Consider the following 20,368-nt stretch of genomic DNA (forward strand, 5'->3'; position numbering starts at 1 on the left):
ATGACCGCGCCCTGGCAGCCGCTGCTCGATTGGTGGTTCGGACATGCCGAATCCCCGGACGACATTTCGGCTGACAAGGGCAAGTTGTGGTTCGGTAAGCGAGACAGCCAAGACCTCGAAGCGCGTGAGCGTTTCGGGGTCTTTGTCGATCAGGCCCTGGCCGGCGGATTGACCGAGTGGACGCAACGTCCCGAAGGTTGGCTGGCCGTGGTGCTACTGCTCGATCAACTGCCGCGAATGATCTTTCGCGACACCCCCAAAGCCTTCTCCGGTGATCTGCGCGCGCAAAAACTCGTCGCCCAAGGCATTACCGCGGATTTCGATCGGCAGTTGAAACCGATTCAGCGTGTGTTCATTTATCTGGTGTTCGAACACTGCGAAAACCTTGCGGTGCAGAACGAGGCGGTTTCCCGGTTTATTGAACTGGTGGCTGAACAGCCGGAGTCAGAGCGGGCGGTGTTTGCCGACAATCTTGATTATGCCGAGCGGCATCAGCAGGTGATTGCGCGGTTTGGCCGGTTTCCGCATCGCAATGCGGTGTTGGGGCGGGAATCTACGGCGGAGGAGTTGGTGTTTCTTTCCGAACCGGGTTCCAGGTTCTGAATCTTCATTGCGGCTGAATCCCTCTTCGCGAACAGGCTCGCTCCCACTTTGAAATGCATTCCAATGTGGGAGCGAGCGTGCTCGCGAAGGGGCCAGAAGCAGCGCCGCTTAAATGCGGAAACTACCCACCAATTGCTTCAACCGCGCCGCCTGCTGCTCCAGATCCGAACACGCGCGCAACGTCGCCTGCAAGTTCTCCACACCTTCCTGATTCAGCGTGTTGATCTCGTTGATATCGACATTGATCGACTCAACCACAGCGGTCTGCTCTTCGGTCGCGGTGGCCACCGACTGGTTCATCCCGTCGATCTCACCGATGCGCTGAGTCACGCTGCCCAGCCGTTCACCGGCCTGGTTGGCAATGCCGACGCTGCTTTCGCTCTCACGCTGACTCTCGGTCATGATGTTGACCGCCTGACGCGCGCCGACTTGCAGTTCTTCGATCATCTTCTGCACTTGCTGCGCCGAATCCTGAGTGCGGTGCGCCAAATTACGCACTTCGTCCGCGACCACGGCAAAGCCACGACCGGCTTCACCGGCACGCGCGGCTTCGATCGCGGCGTTAAGCGCGAGCAAATTGGTCTGCTGGGAGATGCTGGTGATCACTTCGAGAATCTGACCGATGTTCACCGTGTTGGCGTTCAGCGTTTCGATGTTGCCGCACGAATCGCTGATCTTTGCCGACAACTGCTGCATGGCCTGAATGGTTTTATCCACCACCTGCTGACCGTCGACCGCGAGGCTGCGCGCATCGCTGGAATGCTGCGAGGCGAGCGCGGCGTTCTGGGCGATTTCCTGCGCGGCGGCGCCGAGTTGATTGATCGCCGCAGCGACGCTGTTGGTACGGCTGGATTGCTGGTCGGAGTTGTACATCGACGAGTTCGACGCAGCGACCACGCGCAGGGCGACTTCGTTGACCTGGCCGGTCGCCGAGGACACTTCGCGGATCGAGGTGTGGATACGTTCGACGAAGCGGTTGAACGAGGTGCCCAGCGCGCCGAATTCGTCGTTGCCGTGAATCACCAGACGTTTGGTCAGGTCGCCTTCACCTTCGGCGATGTCGTGCATGGCGCGGCCCATGGTCAGCAGCGGCTGCATCAACACGCGGATGAGCATGCCGAGCAGGGCGATGATGATCACCACCGCGATGATCATCGCAATCAGTGCCGAGGTGCGGAATTCGCTGAGCATGGCGAATGCGGTGTCTTTATCGAGCACCAGCGCAACGTACCAGTCTGCCGATGGCACGCCGTTGACGTGGGTGAAGGAGATCAGTTGAGTTTTGCCGTCGAACTCGACTTCTTTCAAGCCCGGGCTGACTTTCGGCGCGCCATTCGGGTAAGCCTCGGCGAGGGTCTTGAGCACCAGTTTGCTGTCCGGGTGGATCAGGATCTTGCCGTCGGCACTGACGATGAAAGCGTGGCCGTGGCCACCGAAGTTCAGCGAGTTGATGATCGCGCTGACGCTGGTCAGGTCGATGTCGGCACCGGCAACGCCGAGCATCTGGCCCTGGCGCTGCACCGGCGTGGCAACGGTAATCACCAGTTTGCCCGAAGAGGCGGCGATGTACGGTTCGGTGACGATGGTCTGCTGCGCGCTGTTCGCCGCTTTGTACCAGCCACGGGCACGCGGATCGTAATCCGGCGCACGATTGCCGGCCGGCACCGAGAACATCACGCCGTCAGCGCCACCGAAGTAGCTGAGCTGGAAATTGCCGGTGTAGGCGGGCAGATCGATGATGCGTTTCAGGCTGGCCGGCGCGTTACCGTCGACGGCCACTTGCTGCGACAGCGATTGCAGCAACTGAATGCGGCTTTCCAGCCAGGTCTGGATGTTGCTGGTGGTCAGGCTGCCGAGTTCCTGCATTGATGACTCGGTGCTGGTGCTCAGGGCTTCGCGCTGTCGATAGTCATTGAAAAAAATGAAACAGGCGAACGCAACGGCCACCACGAGGGCGGCAGCCAACAAAATCTTGTGGCTGAATTTCATGTTTCTGGTCATCGAATGAGCTACCGCGAAGGGGCTGGTCAAGAAAGGGCGGCAATTTTCCAGGGTCGGAGCTTTGCGTTGCTTTTATGTCGACCGCCGCGCGCCAAAGATTAGGCGTCTTTTGCGAAAGACGACGAAATGCTCAATAGCCTTACAAAGTGGCTGATTTATCGGCAAAAGCCAGACGGGCGGGCTAATAAATAGCCGTCCGGCCACGGAACCAGATGAGGGTTTTCTCTTCTAAGGTTCTGGTTGGCACCATGCCATCCCCCCTCGTTCCAGGAGTTACACCATGTCGCTGCGATCTTTCGCCCTGCTGTCGTTCTGCGTGCTGTTGGCCGCATGCAGCAAGGTCAATCAGGAAAACTATTCGAAGCTCTCGGCCGGTATGGCCAAGACCGAAGTCGAGACTCTGCTCGGCAAACCGACTGATTGCTCGGGCGCGCTCGGCATGTCCAGTTGCACCTGGGGCGACAAGAACAGCTTTATCAGCGTGCAGTACGCCGGTGACAAAGTGCTGATGTTTTCCGGCCAAGGCCTGAAGTAAACCGGGGCTTCGCGCCCACGGAGAAGAAAAATGAAGCGGTTATTGCTGATCCTTTTTGCCGGCCTGGTACTGGCCGGCTGCGCCAGTTCCGGCGTCGACCCGTTGGCGCCGAAAACCGTCGACAGCGTCAACCTCAAGCGCTATCAAGGGACCTGGTATGAGCTGGCGCGTTTGCCGATGTACTTCCAGCGCGACTGCGCGCAATCCGAAGCCCATTACACCCTCAAGCCTGACGGCAATGTTGCGGTGCTCAATCGCTGCCTGACCCCGCAATGGCAGTGGGAAGAGGCCAAAGGCACGGCTTATCCACAGGTGCCGGGCAAGACTGACAAGCTCTGGGTCGAATTCGATACGTGGTTCTCGCGGTTGATTCCGGGTGTGGCGAAAGGCGAATACTGGGTGCTGTACGTCAGTGATGACTACAAGACCGCCATCGTCGGCGACCCGAGTCGCAAGTACATGTGGCTGCTGTCACGCACACCGACCGTCAACGGTGTGGTACGTGAAGATCTGCTGAGCAAGGCGCGTCAGCAGGGCTATGACACCACGCGACTGATCTGGCGCGCGTCGGATCGGCAGATGGCCAAGACTTCAAACTAAAGACCACCACAAATCAAATGTGGGAGCGCGCCTGCTCGCGAAGAGGGCGTTTCAGTTAACGAAAATGTTGCTGATACACCGCTTTCGCGAGCAGGCTCGCTCCCACATTTTTTGCTGTGTGTCAGCCTAAAAGTTCGCGCAGAACCTGGGTGAACGCGCGCGCACTGTCCTCTTCCCCTGCATGCCGGCCATCACGCACAACCCATTGGCCGTTGACCAACACATCGCGCACCTGACGATCGCCACCGGCAAACAACCAGCGATTCAAAATCCCGTCACCGCTGGCCGTCGCCAGATACGGATCGTTGCCATCGAGCACAATCCAGTCCGCCCGCTTGCCAACCGCCAGCGCCCCAATCGGCTGCCCCAACGCTTGCGCGCCGCCGTCCAGCGCCGCGTCATACAACGTGCGCCCGACCATCGGCTGATCCGCGCCGTACAACCGGTTACGTCGCTGATCACGCAGACGCTGGCCGTATTCCAGCCAACGCAATTCCTCCACCACGCTGAGCGACACATGGCTGTCGGAACCGATGCCCATGCGTCCACCCTGCGCGAGGAAATCCACCGCCGGGAAAATCCCGTCGCCCAGATTCGCTTCGGTGGTCAGGCACAGACCGGCGATGGCGCGACTTTTGGCCATTAGCGTGACTTCTTCCGGATTGGCGTGGGTGGCGTGAACCAGGCACCAGCGCTGATCGACTTCGGCATTCTCGTACAGCCATTGCAGCGGACGCCGACCGCTCCAGCTCAGGCAGTCGTCGACTTCTTTCTGCTGTTCAGCGATGTGAATGTGGATCGGGCATTGCTTGTCACTCGCCGCCAGCACTTCGCTGATCTGCTGCGGCGTCACCGCGCGCAGCGAGTGGAAGCACAGGCCCAGCGATTGGGCTTTTTGCTGCGCCAGCATGGGCTGCAAGCGCGATTGCAGATTCAGGTAATTGTCCGTGCTGTTGATAAAGCGACGCTGGCCATCGTTAGGCGTTTGGCCACCGAAACCGGAGTGGCTGTAGAGCACCGGCAACAGGGTCAGGCCGATGCCGCTTTCAGTTGCAGCCTGGCTGATGCGCAACGCCAGTTCCGCCGGATCGGCATACGGCTGACCATTGCTGTCGTGATGCACATAATGAAATTCTGCAACGGATGTGTAACCGGCCTTGAGCATTTCGATGTACAGCTGACGGGCGATCACGCCGAGCTGATCCGGGCTGATTTTTCCGACGAGCCGGTACATCAGATCGCGCCAGGTCCAGAAACTGTCGTTCGGATTGCCAGCCACTTCCGCCAGACCCGCCATCGCTCGCTGAAACGCATGGGAGTGCAAATTAGGCATGCCCGGGAGCAGCGGACCGCTCAGCCGTTCGGCGCCATCTGCGGTGGAATCGGCCTGGATTTGGGTCAGCACGCCATCGGCTCTGACCTCAAGACGTACATTGTTGGCCCATCCGTTAGGCAGCAGCGCGCGTTCGGCAAAGAAGGCGGACATGGTTCAGCACCCCATCGTGTGTTATTTGTATATACATATACAGACGTTTGCCTGCCCGGTAAACTCCGGCAAGCTAGCCACTTTCATCCAATGAACAGGGATCAACCGTGCCGACTCCGCCTCCAGTCTCCCCGTTGGCCGCGAACATGGGCGACAGTCCGGCGCCCTTGTACGCCCGCGTCAAACAGATGATCACCCAGCAGATCGACAGCGGAAACTGGCCGCCGCACTACCGCGTGCCGTCCGAAAGCGAGCTGGTCAATCAACTCGGTTTCAGCCGCATGACCATCAACCGCGCTCTGCGCGAGATGACCGCCGACGGTCTGTTGGTGCGCATGCAAGGCGTCGGCACGTTTGTCGCCGAACCGAAGAGTCAGTCCGCGTTGTTCGAAGTGCACAACATCGCCGACGAAATCGCCTCCCGTGGCCATCGCCACACTTGTCAGGTGATCACCCTCGAAGAAGAGGCCGCCGGTTCCGAGCGCGCATTGGCGCTGGACATGCGTGAAGGGCAGAAGGTGTTCCACTCGCTGATCGTGCATTACGAAAACGACATCCCGGTGCAAATCGAGGACCGTTTCGTCAACGCGCTGGTCGCCCCGGAATACCTCAAGCAGGACTTCACCCTGCAAACGCCGTACGCCTATCTCAATCAGGTCGCGCCACTGACCGAAGGCGAGCACGTGGTTGAGGCGATCCTCGCCGAGTCTTCCGAGTGCAAGTTGCTACAGATTGAAAAGGGCGAGCCGTGCTTGTTGATTCGTCGCCGCACGTGGTCGGGGCGTCAGCCGGTTACTGCTGCACGTCTGATCCATCCGGGTTCCCGTCATCGTCTGGAAGGGCGGTTCCATAAATGAGTGCACTAAAGGTTCTACGCGCCGAAGGCTACCCACGCATGCCGTGGAAAAACGGCGGCGGCAGCACTGAAGAAATCACCCGTGATGCCGGCGCAGGGCTGGATGGCTTCGGCTGGCGCCTGTCGATTGCCGACATCGCCGAGTCGGGCGGTTTCTCGACCTTCGCCAGTTACCAGCGGGTGATTACGGTCTTGCAAGGTGACGGCATGACGCTGTGCGTTGACGGCGACGATACGCGGCCATTGTTACCGCTCGACCCGTTTGCCTTCAGCGGTGAAAGCCAGGTCTCGTGCACGCTGCTCGGTGGCGCGATTCGCGATTTCAACCTGATCTATGCACCGCAGCGTTACAGCGCGCGATTGCAGTGGCTGGACGGTGAACAGCGGTTCTTCAGCTCGGCGGGGACGGTGTTGGTGTTCAGTGTCAGTGAGCTGCTGCAAGTGCAGGTGGGTGACAGTGTTGCGCAGTTGGGGCGACATGATTGTCTGCAACTGGACGGTAACAACGGGCTGGTCGAAGTCTCCATCAATGCCGCTTGCTGCGTGATCGAACTGACTGCGCGCTAGTCAATCCTCCCCACTGATCGTTCCCACGTTCTGCGTGGGAATGCGTCACCTCCATCGAAGCGGACGCGGAGCGTCCATGGCGGCGTTACCACGCAGAGCGTGGGAACGATCAGGTCCTGTTTCCACCCCCGCACCAACTTGTTACCGAACGCCCCAGCGTGGCGCAAAACCGCGCTCACCCAACCAAGCCCCCGACCGCACAAAATCTCTCCGCGAAAAATTTCATCCACGCCTGAACCCTTGATTCAGGCGCCCGCCAGCCTTGTCCGCGTTTTTTCTTGAACGCCCCTCCAGCAAGTTGGCCGCTTGATTGCATATGCTTGTATGTACAAGTAAAGACGTATGCGTATGAGTCGCTCGAGACTCTCCGCAGCGTCCACTGATTCGCTTGTCGCGCATCGACGCGCACAGGCTGCTTGCCCACTGCCAGGGTTGGTTTGAATTGATCGCTGAGGAGTCTTTTTCGTGACTGACAATACCCAGAAACCTACCAAGGTTCGCAATGTTGAAATCCGTGCCGCCCGCGGTAACAAGCTGACCGCCAAGAGCTGGCTGACCGAAGCGCCGCTGCGCATGCTGATGAACAACCTCGACCCGGAAGTCGCCGAGAACCCGAAAGAGCTGGTGGTCTACGGTGGTATCGGTCGTGCCGCGCGTAACTGGGAGTGCTACGACAAAATCGTCGAAAGCCTGACCAATCTTAATGACGACGAGACCCTGCTGGTGCAATCCGGCAAGCCGGTCGGCGTGTTCAAGACCCACAGCAACGCCCCGCGCGTACTGATCGCCAACTCCAACCTCGTGCCGCACTGGGCGAGCTGGGAACACTTCAACGAGCTCGACGCTAAAGGCCTGGCCATGTACGGCCAGATGACCGCCGGCAGCTGGATCTACATCGGCAGCCAGGGCATCGTTCAAGGCACGTACGAAACCTTCGTTGAAGCCGGTCGCCAGCACTACAACGATAACCTGACCGGCAAGTGGGTGTTGACCGCCGGTTTGGGTGGCATGGGCGGCGCACAACCTCTGGCCGCAACCCTCGCTGGCGCGTGCTCGCTGAACATCGAATGCCAACAAGTGAGCATCGATTTCCGTCTGAAAAGCCGTTACGTCGACGAGCAAGCCAAAGACCTCGACGACGCCCTGGCACGCATCGACAAATACACCAAAGAAGGCAAGGCGATATCCATTGCCCTGCTGGGTAACGCCGCAGAAATCCTCCCGGAACTGGTCAAGCGCGGCGTACGCCCGGACATGGTTACCGACCAGACCAGCGCCCACGACCCGCTCAACGGTTACCTGCCTGCCGGATGGACCTGGGACGAATACCGCGCCCGGGCCAAGACCGAGCCGGCCGCTGTGATCAAAGCCGCCAAGCAGTCGATGGCGGTACACGTCAAAGCCATGCTGGAGTTCCAGAAGCAAGGCATTCCGACCTTCGACTACGGCAACAACATCCGTCAGATGGCGCAGGAAGAAGGCGTCGAAAACGCCTTCGACTTCCCGGGTTTTGTACCGGCTTATATCCGTCCGCTGTTCTGCCGTGGCATCGGCCCGTTCCGTTGGGCGGCGCTGTCGGGCGATCCGCAAGACATCTACAAAACCGACGCCAAGGTCAAAGAACTGATCCCGGATGACGCCCACCTGCACAACTGGCTGGACATGGCCCGCGAGCGCATCAGCTTCCAGGGTCTGCCGGCACGTATCTGCTGGGTCGGTCTGGGTCTGCGCGCCAAGCTCGGGCTGGCGTTCAACGAGATGGTGCGCAGCGGTGAGCTGTCGGCGCCGATCGTCATCGGTCGCGACCACCTCGACTCCGGCTCGGTGGCCAGCCCGAACCGTGAAACCGAATCGATGCAGGACGGTTCCGACGCTGTGTCCGACTGGCCACTGCTCAACGCTCTGCTGAACACCGCGAGCGGCGCGACCTGGGTTTCCCTGCACCACGGCGGCGGCGTTGGAATGGGCTTCTCGCAGCACTCGGGCATGGTGATTGTTTGCGACGGTACTGACGAAGCGGCCGAGCGCATTGCACGCGTGCTGCACAACGACCCGGCTACCGGTGTTATGCGTCACGCCGATGCCGGTTACCAGATCGCCATCGACTGCGCCAAGGAACAGGGCCTGAACTTGCCGATGATTACCGGTAAATAAACGCAAAACCCTGTGGGAGCGAGCCTGCTCGCGAAAGCGGTGTGTCAGTGAACATTCATTCAGGATGTGCTGAGGCCTTCGCGAGCAGGCTCGCTCCCACAGTAGTGCGCAGACGCTCAGTGAACTCGAAAAACAATCCACAGAGGTTGAATCATGGCTGTCAACACCGATCGTGCAAGCAACAAACCGTTGATCGAAAGGCGTTCGATCGACTACATCCCGGAAGCGGAAAGACACGGTCGTCTGTTTAGCCAGTTCACCCTGTGGATGGGTGCCAACCTGCAAATTACCGCAATCGTCACCGGGGCTTTGGCCGTGGTGCTCGGTGGTGATGTGTTCTGGTCGTTGATCGGTCTGTTGATCGGGCAATTGCTCGGCGGCGGGGTGATGGCGCTGCATGCCGCGCAAGGGCCGAAACTCGGTCTGCCGCAGATGATTTCCAGCCGCGTGCAGTTTGGCGTTTATGGCGCGGCAATCCCTATCGTCCTGGTGTGCCTGATGTACCTGGGTTTCACCGCGACCGGCACCGTGCTTTCCGGTCAGGCGCTGGGTCAGCTGTTTAACGTCAGCGACAGCGTTGGCATCCTGATTTTCGCCAGCGTCATTGTGTTGGTCACGGTGCTCGGGTATCGGGTGATCCACTGGATCGGCCGTGTTGCCAGCATCATTGGTGTGATCGCGTTCGTGTTCCTTTTCTGGCGTCTGATCAGCCAGACCGACGTCGGCGCACTCCTGCAAATCCGTCATTTCAGCTGGAGCAGCTTCCTGCTCGCGGTGTCGCTCGCGGCCTCCTGGCAGATCGCGTTCGGCCCTTACGTGGCTGACTATTCCCGTTACCTGCCGAGCAACACTTCGGCGGTGAAAACCTTCTTCGCCGCCGGTGCCGGTTCAGTGGTTGGCGCGCAAGTGGCGATGATTCTCGGCGTCTTTGCTGCCGCCTCGGCCAACGGTCAATTCGCCGGTCACGAAGTCGCTTACATCGTCGGCCTGGGCGGCACCGGTGCCACCGCCGCGCTGCTGTACTTCAGCATCGCGTTCGGCAAGGTGACCATCTCGACGCTGAACTCCTACGGCAGCTTCATGTGCATCGCGACCATCATCAGTGGTTTCAAAGGTCATCTGACGGTTACACGCCTGCAGCGTCTGGTGTTTGTGCTGGTGATCGTCGGCACGGCGACCCTGATCGCGCTGCTCGGCCAGCACTCGTTCCTCGGTGCGTTCAAGTCTTTCATCCTGTTCCTGCTCGCGTTCTTCACTCCGTGGAGCGCGATCAACCTGGTCGACTACTACTGCATTACCCGTGAGCGTTACGACGTGCCGGCACTGGCTAATCCGAACGGTCGCTACGGTCGCTGGAACCTGCTCGGTATCAGCGTCTATGTGTTCGGCGTGCTGGTGCAGCTGCCGTTCATCTCCACCAAGTTCTACACCGGTCCGCTGGTGGCCGCCCTCGGTGATGTGGATATCTCCTGGATCATCGGCCTGGTGCTGCCGGCCGCCGTCTACTACGTGTGCGCAAGAAAATGGCACAGCGCGATACCCGATCAACTGATTCTGCCGGTCGAGCAGAACAGCGTTGTACAACCCGAAACAAGCGGGGCCGGTCGCGCTGCGGCGCAGGCCTGATTGGACGTGGACAGGGCTGGATGCCTCTTGACTGCCGTAAGCCAATTCATGATTAGGAGCGTCACGACAATGAAATCGAACAAGACCCTGCTGACCACATTGCTGTCCGTGGGCCTGTTGGCCAGTGCCGGCGCGACCCAGGCCGCCGGCTGGTGCGAATCGGGCAAACCGGTGAAATTTGCCGGGCTGAACTGGGAAAGCGGCATGTTGCTGACCGACGTCCTGCAAGTGGTTCTGGAGAAAGGCTACGACTGCAAGACCGACAGCCTGCCGGGCAACTCCATCACCATGGAAAACGCCCTGAGCAGCAACGACATTCAAGTGTTCGCCGAAGAGTGGGTGGGCCGCAGCGAGGTCTGGAACAAGGCCGAGAAGGCCGGCAAGGTGATCGGTGTCGGTGCGCCGGTGGTGGGCGCCGTTGAAGGCTGGTACGTGCCGCGCTATGTGATCGAAGGCGATGCCAAGCGCAAGCTGGAAGCCAAAGCCCCGGACCTGAAAAACATCGCTGATCTGGGCAAGTACGCCGCCGTGTTCAAGGATCAGGAAGAGCCATCCAAGGGACGTTTCTACAACTGCCCGGCCGGCTGGACCTGCGAACTCGACAACAGCGAAATGCTGAAAAGCTACGGCTTGGAAAACAGCTACACCAACTTCCGTCCGGGCACTGGTCCGGCACTGGATGCGGCCGTGCTGTCGAGCTACAAGCGTGGCGAGCCGATCCTCTTCTACTACTGGTCGCCGACGCCGCTGATGGGCCAGATCGACGCGGTCAAGCTCGAAGAGAAAGCGGGTGAAAACAAGACCCTGAGCATCAAGGTCGGCCTGTCCAAGACCTTCCACGACGAAGCCCCGGAACTGGTCGCCGTGCTGGAAAAGGTCAACCTGCCGATCGACCTGCTCAACCAGAACCTCGGCCGCATGGCCAAGGAGCGTATCGAGTCGCCGAAACTGGCGAAAATCTTCCTCAAGGAACATCCTGAGGTCTGGCATGCGTGGGTCAGTGCAGACGCAGCCAAGAAAATCGACGCGGCGCTGTAGGTCGATACCTCCCGGTCAACCGTGAGGCTGGCCGGGAGATATGCCGTAAACGCTTGATTGAGATTTCTGATTGAGAGCCGCTTATGTTTCCCGAGAGCTTTACCTTCTCCATCGCCGACTGGGTCAACGGTTGGGTCGATTCGCTGGTCACCAACTACGGTGATGTGTTCCGCCATATCTCTGACACCCTGCTGTGGGCCATCGTCAACCTCGAAGGCCTGCTGCGCGCAGCGCCGTGGTGGTTGATGCTGGCGATCGTCGGTGTGGTCGCCTGGCACGCCACGCGCAAAGTCGTGACGACGGCGGTCATCGTCGGCCTGTTGTTCCTCGTTGGCGCTGTCGGCTTGTGGGACAAGCTCATGCAGACCCTGGCGCTGATGATGGTCGCGACGATCATTTCGGTGCTGATCGGCATTCCGCTAGGGATTCTCTCGGCGCGCAGCAATCGCCTGCGTTCGGTGCTGATGCCGCTACTCGACATCATGCAGACCATGCCGAGTTTCGTGTACTTGATCCCGGTGCTGATGCTGTTCGGTCTGGGCAAGGTCCCGGCGATTTTCGCCACGGTGATCTACGCCGCGCCGCCGCTGATTCGCCTGACCGATCTGGGTATCCGCCAAGTCGACGGCGAAGTGATGGAAGCGATCAATGCGTTCGGTGCCAACCGCTGGCAGCAACTGTTCGGCGTGCAATTGCCGTTGGCACTGCCGAGCATCATGGCCGGGATCAACCAGACCACGATGATGGCCCTGTCGATGGTGGTGATCGCCTCGATGATCGGCGCCCGTGGCTTGGGTGAAGATGTGTTGGTGGGGATTCAGACCCTCAACGTCGGACGTGGTCTTGAGGCCGGTCTGGCGATCGTGATTCTCGCAGTGGTCATCGACCGCATTACTCAGGCGTACGGTCGGCCACGGCATGAGGTGAGCAAATGAGCAACGCAACCGTGAGCAAGATCGAGGTCAAAAACGTCTTCAAGATTTTCGGCAACCGCGCCAAGGACGCGCTGGCCATGGTCGGCCAGGGCAAGACCAAGGATCAGGTGCTGAGCGAAACCGGTTGCGTGGTCGGCGTTAACGATCTGTCGTTGAGCATCGGCACCGGCGAGATCTTCGTGATCATGGGCCTGTCCGGCTCCGGCAAATCGACGTTGGTGCGTCACTTCAATCGGCTGATCGACCCGACCAGCGGCGCGATCCTTGTCGATGGCGAGGACATCCTGCAATACGACATGGACGCCCTGCGCGAATTTCGCCGGCACAAGATCAGCATGGTGTTCCAGAGCTTCGGCCTGCTGCCGCACAAGAGCGTGCTGGAGAACGTCGCTTACGGCTTGAAAGTGCGCGGCGAGAGCAAGCAGATGTGCTCGGAACGCGCGCTGCACTGGATCAACACCGTGGGCCTCAAAGGCTACGAGAACAAATACCCGCACCAGCTCTCCGGCGGCATGCGTCAGCGTGTTGGTCTGGCTCGGGCCTTGGCGGCAGACACCGACATCATCCTCATGGACGAAGCGTTCAGTGCCCTCGATCCGCTGATCCGCGCCGAGATGCAGGACCAGTTGCTTGAGCTGCAAAAGACGTTGCACAAGACCATCGTGTTCATCACCCACGACCTCGACGAAGCGGTGCGTATCGGCAACCGCATTGCGATTCTCAAGGATGGGAAGTTGATTCAGGTGGGTACACCGAGAGAGATCCTGCATTCGCCGGCGGATGAGTATGTTGACCGGTTTGTGCAGCGGCGGGCGGCGGTGGTCTGACGCTCGTTCCCACGCTCTGCGTGGGAATGCATCCCGTGACGCTCCGCGTCACCCTGCACAGAGCAGAAATCGGACGCGGAGCGTCCCAGGCGGCATTCCCACGCAGAGCGTGGGAACGATCTTGTTCAAGAGGTTTTTTAGATGTCCCAGGCTGAAAAAATCGTTATCACCGGCGCCCCTCTGCGTTGGCAGGACGTGGTTGCCGTCGCCCGTCACGGCGCGCTTCTCGAGTTGTCGAGCGACACTTGGGCGCGCATCGAAAATGCGCAGAGCATCGTCCAACGCATCGTCGAAAGCGGCGAGCGCGCCTATGGCGTCAACACCGGCCTGGGCGGTTTGTCCAACGTCTCGCTTAAAGACGAACAACTCAGCCAGCTCTCGCGCAACACCTTGCTCAGCCACGCCTGCGGCGTCGGTCCTGTACTCGCCGACGAGCAGACCCGCGCGGTCATCTGCGCCGCCATTCACAACTACAGCCATGGCAAATCCGGCATTCACCGGCGGGTCGTCGAAGCGCTGCTGGCGCTGCTCAACCGCAGCATCACCCCGCAAGTGCCGTCGCAAGGTTCGGTGGGTTATTTGACCCACATGGCGCACATCGGCATCACGCTGCTCGGCGTTGGCAATGTCAGCTATCGCGGGCAGATCACCTCGGCGCAACAGGCGCTGGCCGAAGAAGGTTTGCAACCGGTGCTGCTCGGGGCGAAGGACGGTTTGTGTCTGGTCAACGGCACGCCATGCATGACCGGTCTCAGCTGTCTGGCGATTGCCGATGCCACGCGACTGGTGCAATGGGCCGACGTCATCGGTGCGATGAGCTTCGAAGCGCAACGCGGCCAGATCGATGCGTTCGACGCCGAGATCATCGCGCTGAAACCGCACCCGGGCATGCAGCAGGTCGGCAGCAATTTGCGCGCGTTGCTCGACGGCAGCGAAGTGATCGCGTCGAGCAAAGGCATTCGCACCCAGGATGCGCTGAGCATCCGGTCGATCCCGCAAGTCCACGGCGCCGCGCGTGATCAGCTCGACCACGCGATCAAACAGGTCGAAGCCGAACTCAACGGCTGCACCGACAACCCGCTGCTGCTCGGCACGCCGGACAATTTCCGAGTGATGTCGCAAGCCAATCCGCACGGCCAGTCGGTGGCGATGGCGGCCGATTTGTTGGCGATTGCCATGGCCGAAATCGGCTCGATTGCCGAGCGGCGTCTGGATCGCCTGGTCAACCCGCACGTCAGCGGTCTGCCGGCGTTTCTGGTGGCCAATCCGGGGGTGAACTCCGGGATGATGATCGTGCAATACGTCGCCGCGTCGCTGTGCGCAGAAAACCGTCAATTGGCGCAACCGGCGGTGCTCGACAACTACATCACTTCCGGCTTGCAGGAAGATCATCTGAGCATGGGCACCAACGCCGCGCTGAAGCTGCATCGCGCGCTGGAAAACTGCACGCAGATCCTCTCCATCGAGTACCTGCTGGCGGCGCAGGCGTTTGAGTTTCTCAAGGAACAGCGCTTCGGCGCGGGCACCGATATCGCTTGGCGACTGCTGCGCGAAAAAGTCCCGGCCTACGATCAGGATCGCTGGCTGGCGCCGGACATCGCTGCCGCTGCGAGCGTGTTGAAAAACCCGAATCTGCCGCACAACGTTTTACCGAATTTGCACTGACAACTACCCATACCAGCGTGCCAAGGCGCGGATCGCTCAGAAGGCGAGAGGCGACGGATAACGGAATGCTCCGGAGCGACTGGTAGTTAATAACAAACTCTCAAAAGGAGCATTTTAATGACTGCGCTGAACCTGATTCCCGGCCAACTGAGCCTGGCCCAACTGCGTGACGTCTACCAGAACCCGGTCAAACTGAGCCTCGACAACAGCGCCTCGGCGCAGATCGAAGCCAGTGTTGCCTGCGTCGAGCAGATCCTCGCCGAGAACCGCACCGCCTACGGCATCAACACCGGTTTCGGCCTGCTGGCCTCGACGCGCATTGCCAGCGAAGACCTGGAAAACCTGCAGCGCTCGCTGGTGTTGTCCCACGCCGCCGGTGTCGGCCAGCCGATCAGCGATGACTTGGTGCGACTGATCATGGTGCTCAAGGTCAACAGCCTCAGCCGTGGTTTCTCCGGCATCCGCCGCGTGGTGATCGATGCGCTGATCGCGCTGATCAACGCCGAGGTTTATCCGCACATTCCGCTGAAAGGTTCAGTCGGCGCTTCCGGCGATCTGGCACCGTTGGCGCACATGTCGCTGGTGCTGCTGGGCGAGGGCAAGGCGCGCTACAAAGGCGAGTGGATGGAGGCTGTTGAAGCGCTGAAAATCGCCGGTCTGACGCCGCTGACTTTAGCGGCTAAAGAGGGTCTGGCGCTGCTCAACGGTACTCAGGTTTCTACTGCATTTGCTCTGCGTGGTTTGTTCGAAGGTGAAGATCTGTTCGCTGGCGCCTTGGCGCTGGGCGGCCTTACCGTTGAAGCCGTTCTGGGTTCGCGTTCGCCATTCGATGCGCGCATTCACGCGGCGCGCGGCCAGAAAGGTCAGATCGACGCTGCTGCCGCTTATCGCGACCTGCTCGGTGAGCGCAGCGAAGTCTCCGACTCGCACCAGAACTGCGAGAAGGTTCAGGATCCGTACTCGCTGCGTTGCCAGCCGCAAGTGATGGGTGCCTGCCTGACCCAGTTCCGTCAGGCCGCTGAAGTGCTGGCCGTCGAGGCCAACGCCGTTTCCGACAACCCGCTGGTTTTCGCCGCCGAAGGCGACGTGATTTCCGGCGGCAACTTCCACGCCGAACCGGTGGCCATGGCCGCTGACAACATGGCTCTGGCCATCGCCGAAATCGGCTCGCTGAGCGAACGCCGCATCTCGCTGATGATGGACAAGCACATGTCGCAACTGCCGCCGTTCCTGGTGGCCAATGGCGGCGTGAATTCCGGATTCATGATTGCGCAGGTGACCGCTGCGGCGTTGGCCAGCGAGAACAAAGCGTTGTCGCATCCGCATTCGGTGGACAGTCTGCCGACTTCGGCTAACCAGGAAGACCACGTGTCGATGGCGCCTGCTGCGGGCAAGCGTTTGTGGGAAATGGCTGAAAACACTCGCGGGATTCTCGCCGTGGAATGGCTGGCGGCGGTGCAGGGGCTGGATCTGCGTAACGGTCTGAAGACTTCGGCGAAGCTTGAGCAGGCGCGGGCGATTCTGCGTAAGGAAGTACCGTTTTATGAGAAGGACCGCTTTTTTGCGCCGGACATCAATGCGGCGACTGAGCTGTTGGCTTCGCGGTGTCTGACTGAGCTGGTTTCGGCGAAGCTTTTGCCTAGCCTTTAACCCTACACACTGATCGTTCCCATGCTCCGCGTGGGAACGCAGCCCATGACGCTCCGCGTCACTGGACGCGGAGCGTCCCTAGAGGCATTCCCACGCAGAGCGTGGGAACGATCACCAAACACAACGGAGGCCAACAGTGAAAACCCTCTGGCAACACTGCCACGTCGCAACCATGGCGCACGGCGTCTATTCGATCATCGAGGACGCGGCCATCGTGACGTCCGGTGCCCTCATCGAGTGGATCGGCCCGCGCAATCAATTGCCGTCCGGCGAATACCCGGCGGTCAATGATCTGCAAGGCGCGTGGGTCACCCCCGGCCTGATCGACTGCCACACCCACACGGTGTTCGGCGGTAATCGCAGCGGCGAATTCGAAAAGCGTCTGCAAGGTGTCAGCTATGCGGAAATCGCAGCCTCCGGCGGCGGTATCGCCAGTACCGTGCGCGCGACGCGCGAAGCGACTGAAGACGAACTGTTCGCCAGCGCCGCCAAACGCCTGAAAAGCCTGATGCGCGACGGCGTGACCACGGTCGAAATGAAGTCCGGCTACGGCCTCGATCTGGTCAACGAACGCAAAATCCTTCGAGTCATCCGTCGTCTGCAGAAAGAGTTGCCGATCAGCGTGCGCAGCACCTGTCTGGCCGCTCACGCGCTGCCGCCTGAATACAAGGATCGCGCCGACGATTACATCGATCTGGTCTGCAACGAAATGCTCCCCGCGCTCGCCGCCGAAGGTCTGGTCGATGCCGTGGACGCGTTCTGCGAATACCTGGCGTTCTCTCCGGAGCAGGTCGAGCGCGTGTTTATCGCCGCGCAAAAACTCGGACTGCCAGTGAAGCTGCACGCCGAGCAGTTGTCGTCGCTGCACGGCTCCAGCCTTGCCGCGCGCTATAAGGCGTTGTCCGCCGATCATCTGGAGTTCATGGACGAGGCCGACGCCATCGCCATGGCCGAAGCCGACACTGTCGCGGTGCTGCTGCCGGGTGCGTTCTACTTCTTGCGCGAAACCCAGTTGCCGCCGATGGACGCACTGCGCAAGCACAAGGTGAAAATCGCCATCGCCAGCGACCTTAACCCCGGCACCTCGCCGGCGCTGTCGTTGCGGCTGATGTTGAACATGGCCTGCACCTGTTTCCGCATGACCCCGGAAGAAGCCTTGGCTGGCGCGACGATTCACGCCGCACAAGCGCTGGGCATGGCTGCCACCCACGGTTCACTGGAAGTCGGCAAGGTGGCGGATTTCGTTGCCTGGCACATCGATCGTCCGGCGGACCTGGCCTATTGGCTGGGTGGTGAGCTGGACAAACGCGTCGTCCGTCACGGCGTCGAATCAAGTCTGTAGGAGAGCGGTTGTGGATAAGGTTCTGAACTTCAAACAAGGTCGCGTACCGCTACTGATCAGCATGCCCCACGCCGGTTTGCGCCTGACGCCTGCGGTCGAGGCCGGATTGATTCCGGACGCGAAGAGCCTGCCGGACACTGACTGGCACATTCCGCTGCTGTACGACTTCGCCGAAGAACTGGGTGCCAGCACGTTGGCCGCCGAGTATTCGCGATTTGTCATCGACCTGAATCGGCCGTCCGACGATAAGCCGCTGTACGCCGGCGCGACCACCGGTTTGTACCCGGCGACGTTGTTCGATGGCATTCCCTTGTTTCGCGAAGGACACGAGCCATCGAAAGAGCAGCGCGCGACTTACCTTGAGCAGATCTGGACGCCGTATCACCGCACCCTTCAGGAAGAACTGGCGCGGCTGAAGGCCGAGTTCGGTTATGCACTGCTGTTCGATGCGCACTCGATCCGCTCGATCATCCCGCACCTGTTCGACGGCAAGCTGCCGGACTTCAACCTCGGCACCTTCAATGGCGCCAGTTGTGATCCGCAATTGGCCACGCAACTGGAAGCCATCTGCGCGCGCCACGGCGATTACAGCCATGTGCTCAACGGGCGCTTCAAGGGCGGCCACATCACCCGTCATTACGGCAACCCGGCTGAGAATATCCACGCCGTGCAACTGGAGCTGTGTCAGAGCACCTACATGGAAGAGTTCGAACCGTTCCGCTATCGCGCCGACCTGGCCGAGCCGACGCGGGTGGTGCTCAAGGAATTGCTGCAAGGCTATCTGGCCTGGGCAAAGTCTCACTACACCGGCTGATCCACCCCTGTAGGAGCTGCCGAAGGCTGCGATCTTTTGATCGTTCCCACGCTCTGCGTGGGAATGCAGCCCGTGACGCTCCGCGTCACTGGACGCGGAGCGTCCCAAGAGGCATTCCCACGCAGAGCGTGGGAACGATCAAGTCCACAGGCATGCTCATTGACGTAAATCGGGTTTATGATGCCCTACGGCAGAATAATAGAAGTCCCCCCAGGGATGACCTCGACCCCTTACGGAGCGCGCAATGCAGACTTTGTTTCCGCAGATCAAACCTCACGCCCGGCACGATCTGGCTGTCGATGACACCCATACGCTGTACGTCGACGAAAGCGGTTCACCGGAGGGTTTGCCGGTTGTGTTCATCCACGGCGGCCCCGGCGCCGGTTGCGACGCGCAGAGCCGTCGCTATTTCGATCCGAACCTTTATCGCATTGTCACCTTCGACCAGCGCGGTTGCGGACGCTCCACGCCGCACGCCAGTCTGGAAAACAACACCACCTGGGAGCTGGTCGCCGACCTCGAGCGCATCCGCAAACATCTTGGCATCGATAAATGGGTGCTGTTCGGCGGCTCGTGGGGCTCGACCCTGGCGCTGGCTTACGCGCAGACCCATCCTGAGCGTGTTCACGGTCTGATCCTGCGCGGGATCTTTCTCTGCCGTCCGCAGGAAATCGAGTGGTTCTATCAGGCCGGCGCCAGCCGTCTGTTCCCCGATTACTGGCAGGACTACATCGCGCCAATCCCGTTGGACGAGCGCGATGACCTGCTCAGCGCTTTCCACAAACGCCTGATCGGCAACGACCAGATCGCCCAGATGCACGCGGCGAAGGCCTGGTCGACCTGGGAAGGGCGCACCGCGACCCTGCGGCCGAACCCGCTGGTGGTCGATCGTTTCTCCGAGCCGCAGCGCGCCCTGTCGATCGCGCGGATCGAATGCCACTACTTCACTAACAATGCTTTCCTTGAGCCGAACCAATTGATTCGCGACATGGGCAAGATCGCCCATTTGCCCGGCGTGATCATCCACGGTCGATACGACGTGATCTGCCCGCTGGACAATGCATGGGAGCTGCATCAAGCCTGGCCGAACAGCGAACTGCAGGTGATCCGCGACGCCGGCCACGCCGCGTCTGAACCGGGCATTACCGATGCACTGGTACGCGCGGCGGGCAACATGGCTCAGCGCCTGCTCGATCTACCGCCCGAAGAAGCATGAAGGGGCTTTTACAACGCGTACGCGGTGCGCGGGTTGAAGTGGCAGGCGAGGTCGTAGGCGCGGTCGATCAAGGTTTGTTGGTGCTGGTGGCGGTCGAACCCGACGACACGCGTGCCAGCGCCGACAAACTTCTGCATAAGCTGCTTAACTATCGGGTATTCAGCGACGCCGAGGGCAAGATGAATTTGTCCTTGGCGGATGTTGGCGGCGGGTTGCTGCTGGTCTCTCAGTTCACTCTGGCTGCCGACACCAAAAGCGGGTTGCGTCCGAGTTTCTCGACAGCGGCCCCTCCGGCGCTGGGCGAGGAATTATTCGACTATCTATTAAGCAAAGCGAAACAGGTGCATGGCACTGTGGCATCAGGTAGATTCGGCGCGGATATGCAGGTGCACTTGGTCAATGATGGGCCGGTAACCTTCCTGTTACAGACCTGAAAGCGCTTGAAACATCATT

At 60.4% G+C, this 20,368-nt stretch carries 18 protein-coding genes; 16 read left to right on the plus strand and 2 right to left on the minus strand.

The window, feature by feature from the left end:
- Positions 1 to 603 carry a DUF924 family protein gene (locus ACQ4OE_RS01300; protein ID WP_430945386.1) on the plus strand — a complete coding sequence of 201 codons (603 nt, stop codon included), beginning with the start codon at positions 1 to 3 and terminating at the stop codon, positions 601 to 603.
- A gap of 108 nt (positions 604 to 711) precedes the next feature.
- On the opposite strand, the gene ACQ4OE_RS01305 is transcribed toward ACQ4OE_RS01300, so the two are convergent.
- Positions 712 to 2,604: a methyl-accepting chemotaxis protein gene (locus ACQ4OE_RS01305; protein ID WP_430945387.1), complete on the minus strand. Its 1,893-nt coding sequence runs from the start codon at positions 2,602 to 2,604 to the stop codon at positions 712 to 714.
- A gap of 280 nt (positions 2,605 to 2,884) precedes the next feature.
- Between ACQ4OE_RS01305 and ACQ4OE_RS01310 the strand changes: the two genes are divergently transcribed.
- Positions 2,885 to 3,139, plus strand: a complete 255-nt coding sequence (locus tag ACQ4OE_RS01310) for a hypothetical protein (RefSeq protein ID WP_122593969.1) — start codon at positions 2,885 to 2,887, stop codon at positions 3,137 to 3,139.
- Between the two features lie 30 nt (positions 3,140 to 3,169).
- Entirely contained in the window at positions 3,170 to 3,739 is a 570-nt protein-coding gene (locus tag ACQ4OE_RS01315) for a lipocalin family protein (RefSeq protein ID WP_122593968.1), read from the plus strand.
- 121 nt (positions 3,740 to 3,860) lie between these two features.
- Here the strand turns inward: ACQ4OE_RS01315 and ACQ4OE_RS01320 are convergent, their stop codons facing one another.
- Positions 3,861 to 5,225: a formimidoylglutamate deiminase gene (locus ACQ4OE_RS01320; RefSeq protein ID WP_430945388.1), complete on the minus strand. Its 1,365-nt coding sequence runs from the start codon at positions 5,223 to 5,225 to the stop codon at positions 3,861 to 3,863.
- A gap of 146 nt (positions 5,226 to 5,371) precedes the next feature.
- Here ACQ4OE_RS01320 and hutC point away from each other — a divergent pair, with 146 nt between their 5' ends.
- From hutC to dtd, 13 genes are all read left to right on the plus strand, one after another.
- Positions 5,372 to 6,082 carry a histidine utilization repressor gene (gene hutC / locus ACQ4OE_RS01325; RefSeq protein WP_162130175.1) on the plus strand — a complete coding sequence of 237 codons (711 nt, stop codon included), beginning with the start codon at positions 5,372 to 5,374 and terminating at the stop codon, positions 6,080 to 6,082.
- Positions 6,079 to 6,648, plus strand: a complete 570-nt coding sequence (locus ACQ4OE_RS01330; RefSeq protein ID WP_430945389.1) for a HutD/Ves family protein — start codon at positions 6,079 to 6,081, stop codon at positions 6,646 to 6,648. The genes hutC and ACQ4OE_RS01330 overlap by 4 nt, the downstream gene beginning before the upstream one ends.
- A gap of 465 nt (positions 6,649 to 7,113) precedes the next feature.
- The gene (gene hutU, locus ACQ4OE_RS01335) at positions 7,114 to 8,802 is read left to right on the plus strand and encodes a urocanate hydratase (protein ID WP_064388899.1); all 1,689 of its coding nucleotides are present in this window, start codon (positions 7,114 to 7,116) and stop codon (positions 8,800 to 8,802) included.
- A gap of 153 nt (positions 8,803 to 8,955) precedes the next feature.
- Complete coding sequence (locus ACQ4OE_RS01340) at positions 8,956 to 10,428, plus strand: purine-cytosine permease family protein (protein ID WP_430945390.1); 1,473 nt, start codon at positions 8,956 to 8,958, stop codon at positions 10,426 to 10,428.
- A 69-nt stretch (positions 10,429 to 10,497) separates the two neighbouring features.
- Entirely contained in the window at positions 10,498 to 11,466 is a 969-nt protein-coding gene (locus ACQ4OE_RS01345; RefSeq protein ID WP_430945391.1) for an ABC transporter substrate-binding protein, read from the plus strand.
- An 83-nt stretch (positions 11,467 to 11,549) separates the two neighbouring features.
- The gene (locus ACQ4OE_RS01350) at positions 11,550 to 12,401 is read left to right on the plus strand and encodes an ABC transporter permease (RefSeq protein ID WP_007949591.1); all 852 of its coding nucleotides are present in this window, start codon (positions 11,550 to 11,552) and stop codon (positions 12,399 to 12,401) included.
- Positions 12,398 to 13,228, plus strand: coding sequence for a quaternary amine ABC transporter ATP-binding protein (locus ACQ4OE_RS01355; protein WP_122593962.1), 831 nt, complete (start codon positions 12,398 to 12,400; stop codon positions 13,226 to 13,228). Before ACQ4OE_RS01350 ends, ACQ4OE_RS01355 begins: the two co-directional genes overlap by 4 nt.
- Positions 13,229 to 13,369: 141 nt before the next feature.
- Positions 13,370 to 14,893 (plus strand): HAL/PAL/TAL family ammonia-lyase, encoded by a 1,524-nt coding sequence (locus ACQ4OE_RS01360; protein ID WP_430945392.1) that lies wholly within the window; start codon positions 13,370 to 13,372, stop codon positions 14,891 to 14,893.
- A gap of 117 nt (positions 14,894 to 15,010) precedes the next feature.
- Entirely contained in the window at positions 15,011 to 16,543 is a 1,533-nt protein-coding gene (gene hutH / locus ACQ4OE_RS01365) for a histidine ammonia-lyase (protein ID WP_430945393.1), read from the plus strand.
- A 136-nt stretch (positions 16,544 to 16,679) separates the two neighbouring features.
- Entirely contained in the window at positions 16,680 to 17,885 is a 1,206-nt protein-coding gene (gene hutI / locus ACQ4OE_RS01370) for an imidazolonepropionase (RefSeq protein WP_430945394.1), read from the plus strand.
- A gap of 10 nt (positions 17,886 to 17,895) precedes the next feature.
- Complete coding sequence (hutG, locus tag ACQ4OE_RS01375) at positions 17,896 to 18,699, plus strand: N-formylglutamate deformylase (RefSeq protein ID WP_430945395.1); 804 nt, start codon at positions 17,896 to 17,898, stop codon at positions 18,697 to 18,699.
- Between the two features lie 244 nt (positions 18,700 to 18,943).
- Complete coding sequence (pip, locus tag ACQ4OE_RS01380) at positions 18,944 to 19,915, plus strand: prolyl aminopeptidase (RefSeq protein ID WP_430945396.1); 972 nt, start codon at positions 18,944 to 18,946, stop codon at positions 19,913 to 19,915.
- Positions 19,912 to 20,349: a D-aminoacyl-tRNA deacylase gene (dtd, locus tag ACQ4OE_RS01385; RefSeq protein ID WP_122593956.1), complete on the plus strand. Its 438-nt coding sequence runs from the start codon at positions 19,912 to 19,914 to the stop codon at positions 20,347 to 20,349. Before pip ends, dtd begins: the two co-directional genes overlap by 4 nt.
- The last annotated feature ends 19 nt before the right edge of the window (positions 20,350 to 20,368 follow it).

It is taken from the genome of Pseudomonas sp. WC2 (assembly GCF_050586545.1).
GTDB lineage: Bacteria > Pseudomonadota > Gammaproteobacteria > Pseudomonadales > Pseudomonadaceae > Aquipseudomonas.

Excerpts from the sequence above, each read along its gene's own strand:
- hutH (WP_430945393.1), top strand. The coding sequence starts at position 15,011 with ATGACTGCGCTGAACCTGATTCCCGGCCAACTGAGCCTGGCCCAACTG.
- ACQ4OE_RS01340 (WP_430945390.1), top strand. The coding sequence starts at position 8,956 with ATGGCTGTCAACACCGATCGTGCAAGCAACAAACCGTTGATCGAAAGG.
- ACQ4OE_RS01360 (WP_430945392.1), top strand. The coding sequence starts at position 13,370 with ATGTCCCAGGCTGAAAAAATCGTTATCACCGGCGCCCCTCTGCGTTGG.
- ACQ4OE_RS01350 (WP_007949591.1), top strand. The coding sequence starts at position 11,550 with ATGTTTCCCGAGAGCTTTACCTTCTCCATCGCCGACTGGGTCAACGGT.
- pip (WP_430945396.1), top strand. The coding sequence starts at position 18,944 with ATGCAGACTTTGTTTCCGCAGATCAAACCTCACGCCCGGCACGATCTG.
- ACQ4OE_RS01315 (WP_122593968.1), top strand. The coding sequence starts at position 3,170 with ATGAAGCGGTTATTGCTGATCCTTTTTGCCGGCCTGGTACTGGCCGGC.
- ACQ4OE_RS01320 (WP_430945388.1), bottom strand. The coding sequence starts at position 5,225 with ATGTCCGCCTTCTTTGCCGAACGCGCGCTGCTGCCTAACGGATGGGCC.
- hutC (WP_162130175.1), top strand. The coding sequence starts at position 5,372 with ATGGGCGACAGTCCGGCGCCCTTGTACGCCCGCGTCAAACAGATGATC.
- ACQ4OE_RS01310 (WP_122593969.1), top strand. The coding sequence starts at position 2,885 with ATGTCGCTGCGATCTTTCGCCCTGCTGTCGTTCTGCGTGCTGTTGGCC.
- ACQ4OE_RS01355 (WP_122593962.1), top strand. The coding sequence starts at position 12,398 with ATGAGCAACGCAACCGTGAGCAAGATCGAGGTCAAAAACGTCTTCAAG.
- dtd (WP_122593956.1), top strand. The coding sequence starts at position 19,912 with ATGAAGGGGCTTTTACAACGCGTACGCGGTGCGCGGGTTGAAGTGGCA.
- ACQ4OE_RS01330 (WP_430945389.1), top strand. The coding sequence starts at position 6,079 with ATGAGTGCACTAAAGGTTCTACGCGCCGAAGGCTACCCACGCATGCCG.
- ACQ4OE_RS01345 (WP_430945391.1), top strand. The coding sequence starts at position 10,498 with ATGAAATCGAACAAGACCCTGCTGACCACATTGCTGTCCGTGGGCCTG.
- ACQ4OE_RS01305 (WP_430945387.1), bottom strand. The coding sequence starts at position 2,604 with ATGACCAGAAACATGAAATTCAGCCACAAGATTTTGTTGGCTGCCGCC.
- ACQ4OE_RS01300 (WP_430945386.1), top strand. The coding sequence starts at position 1 with ATGACCGCGCCCTGGCAGCCGCTGCTCGATTGGTGGTTCGGACATGCC.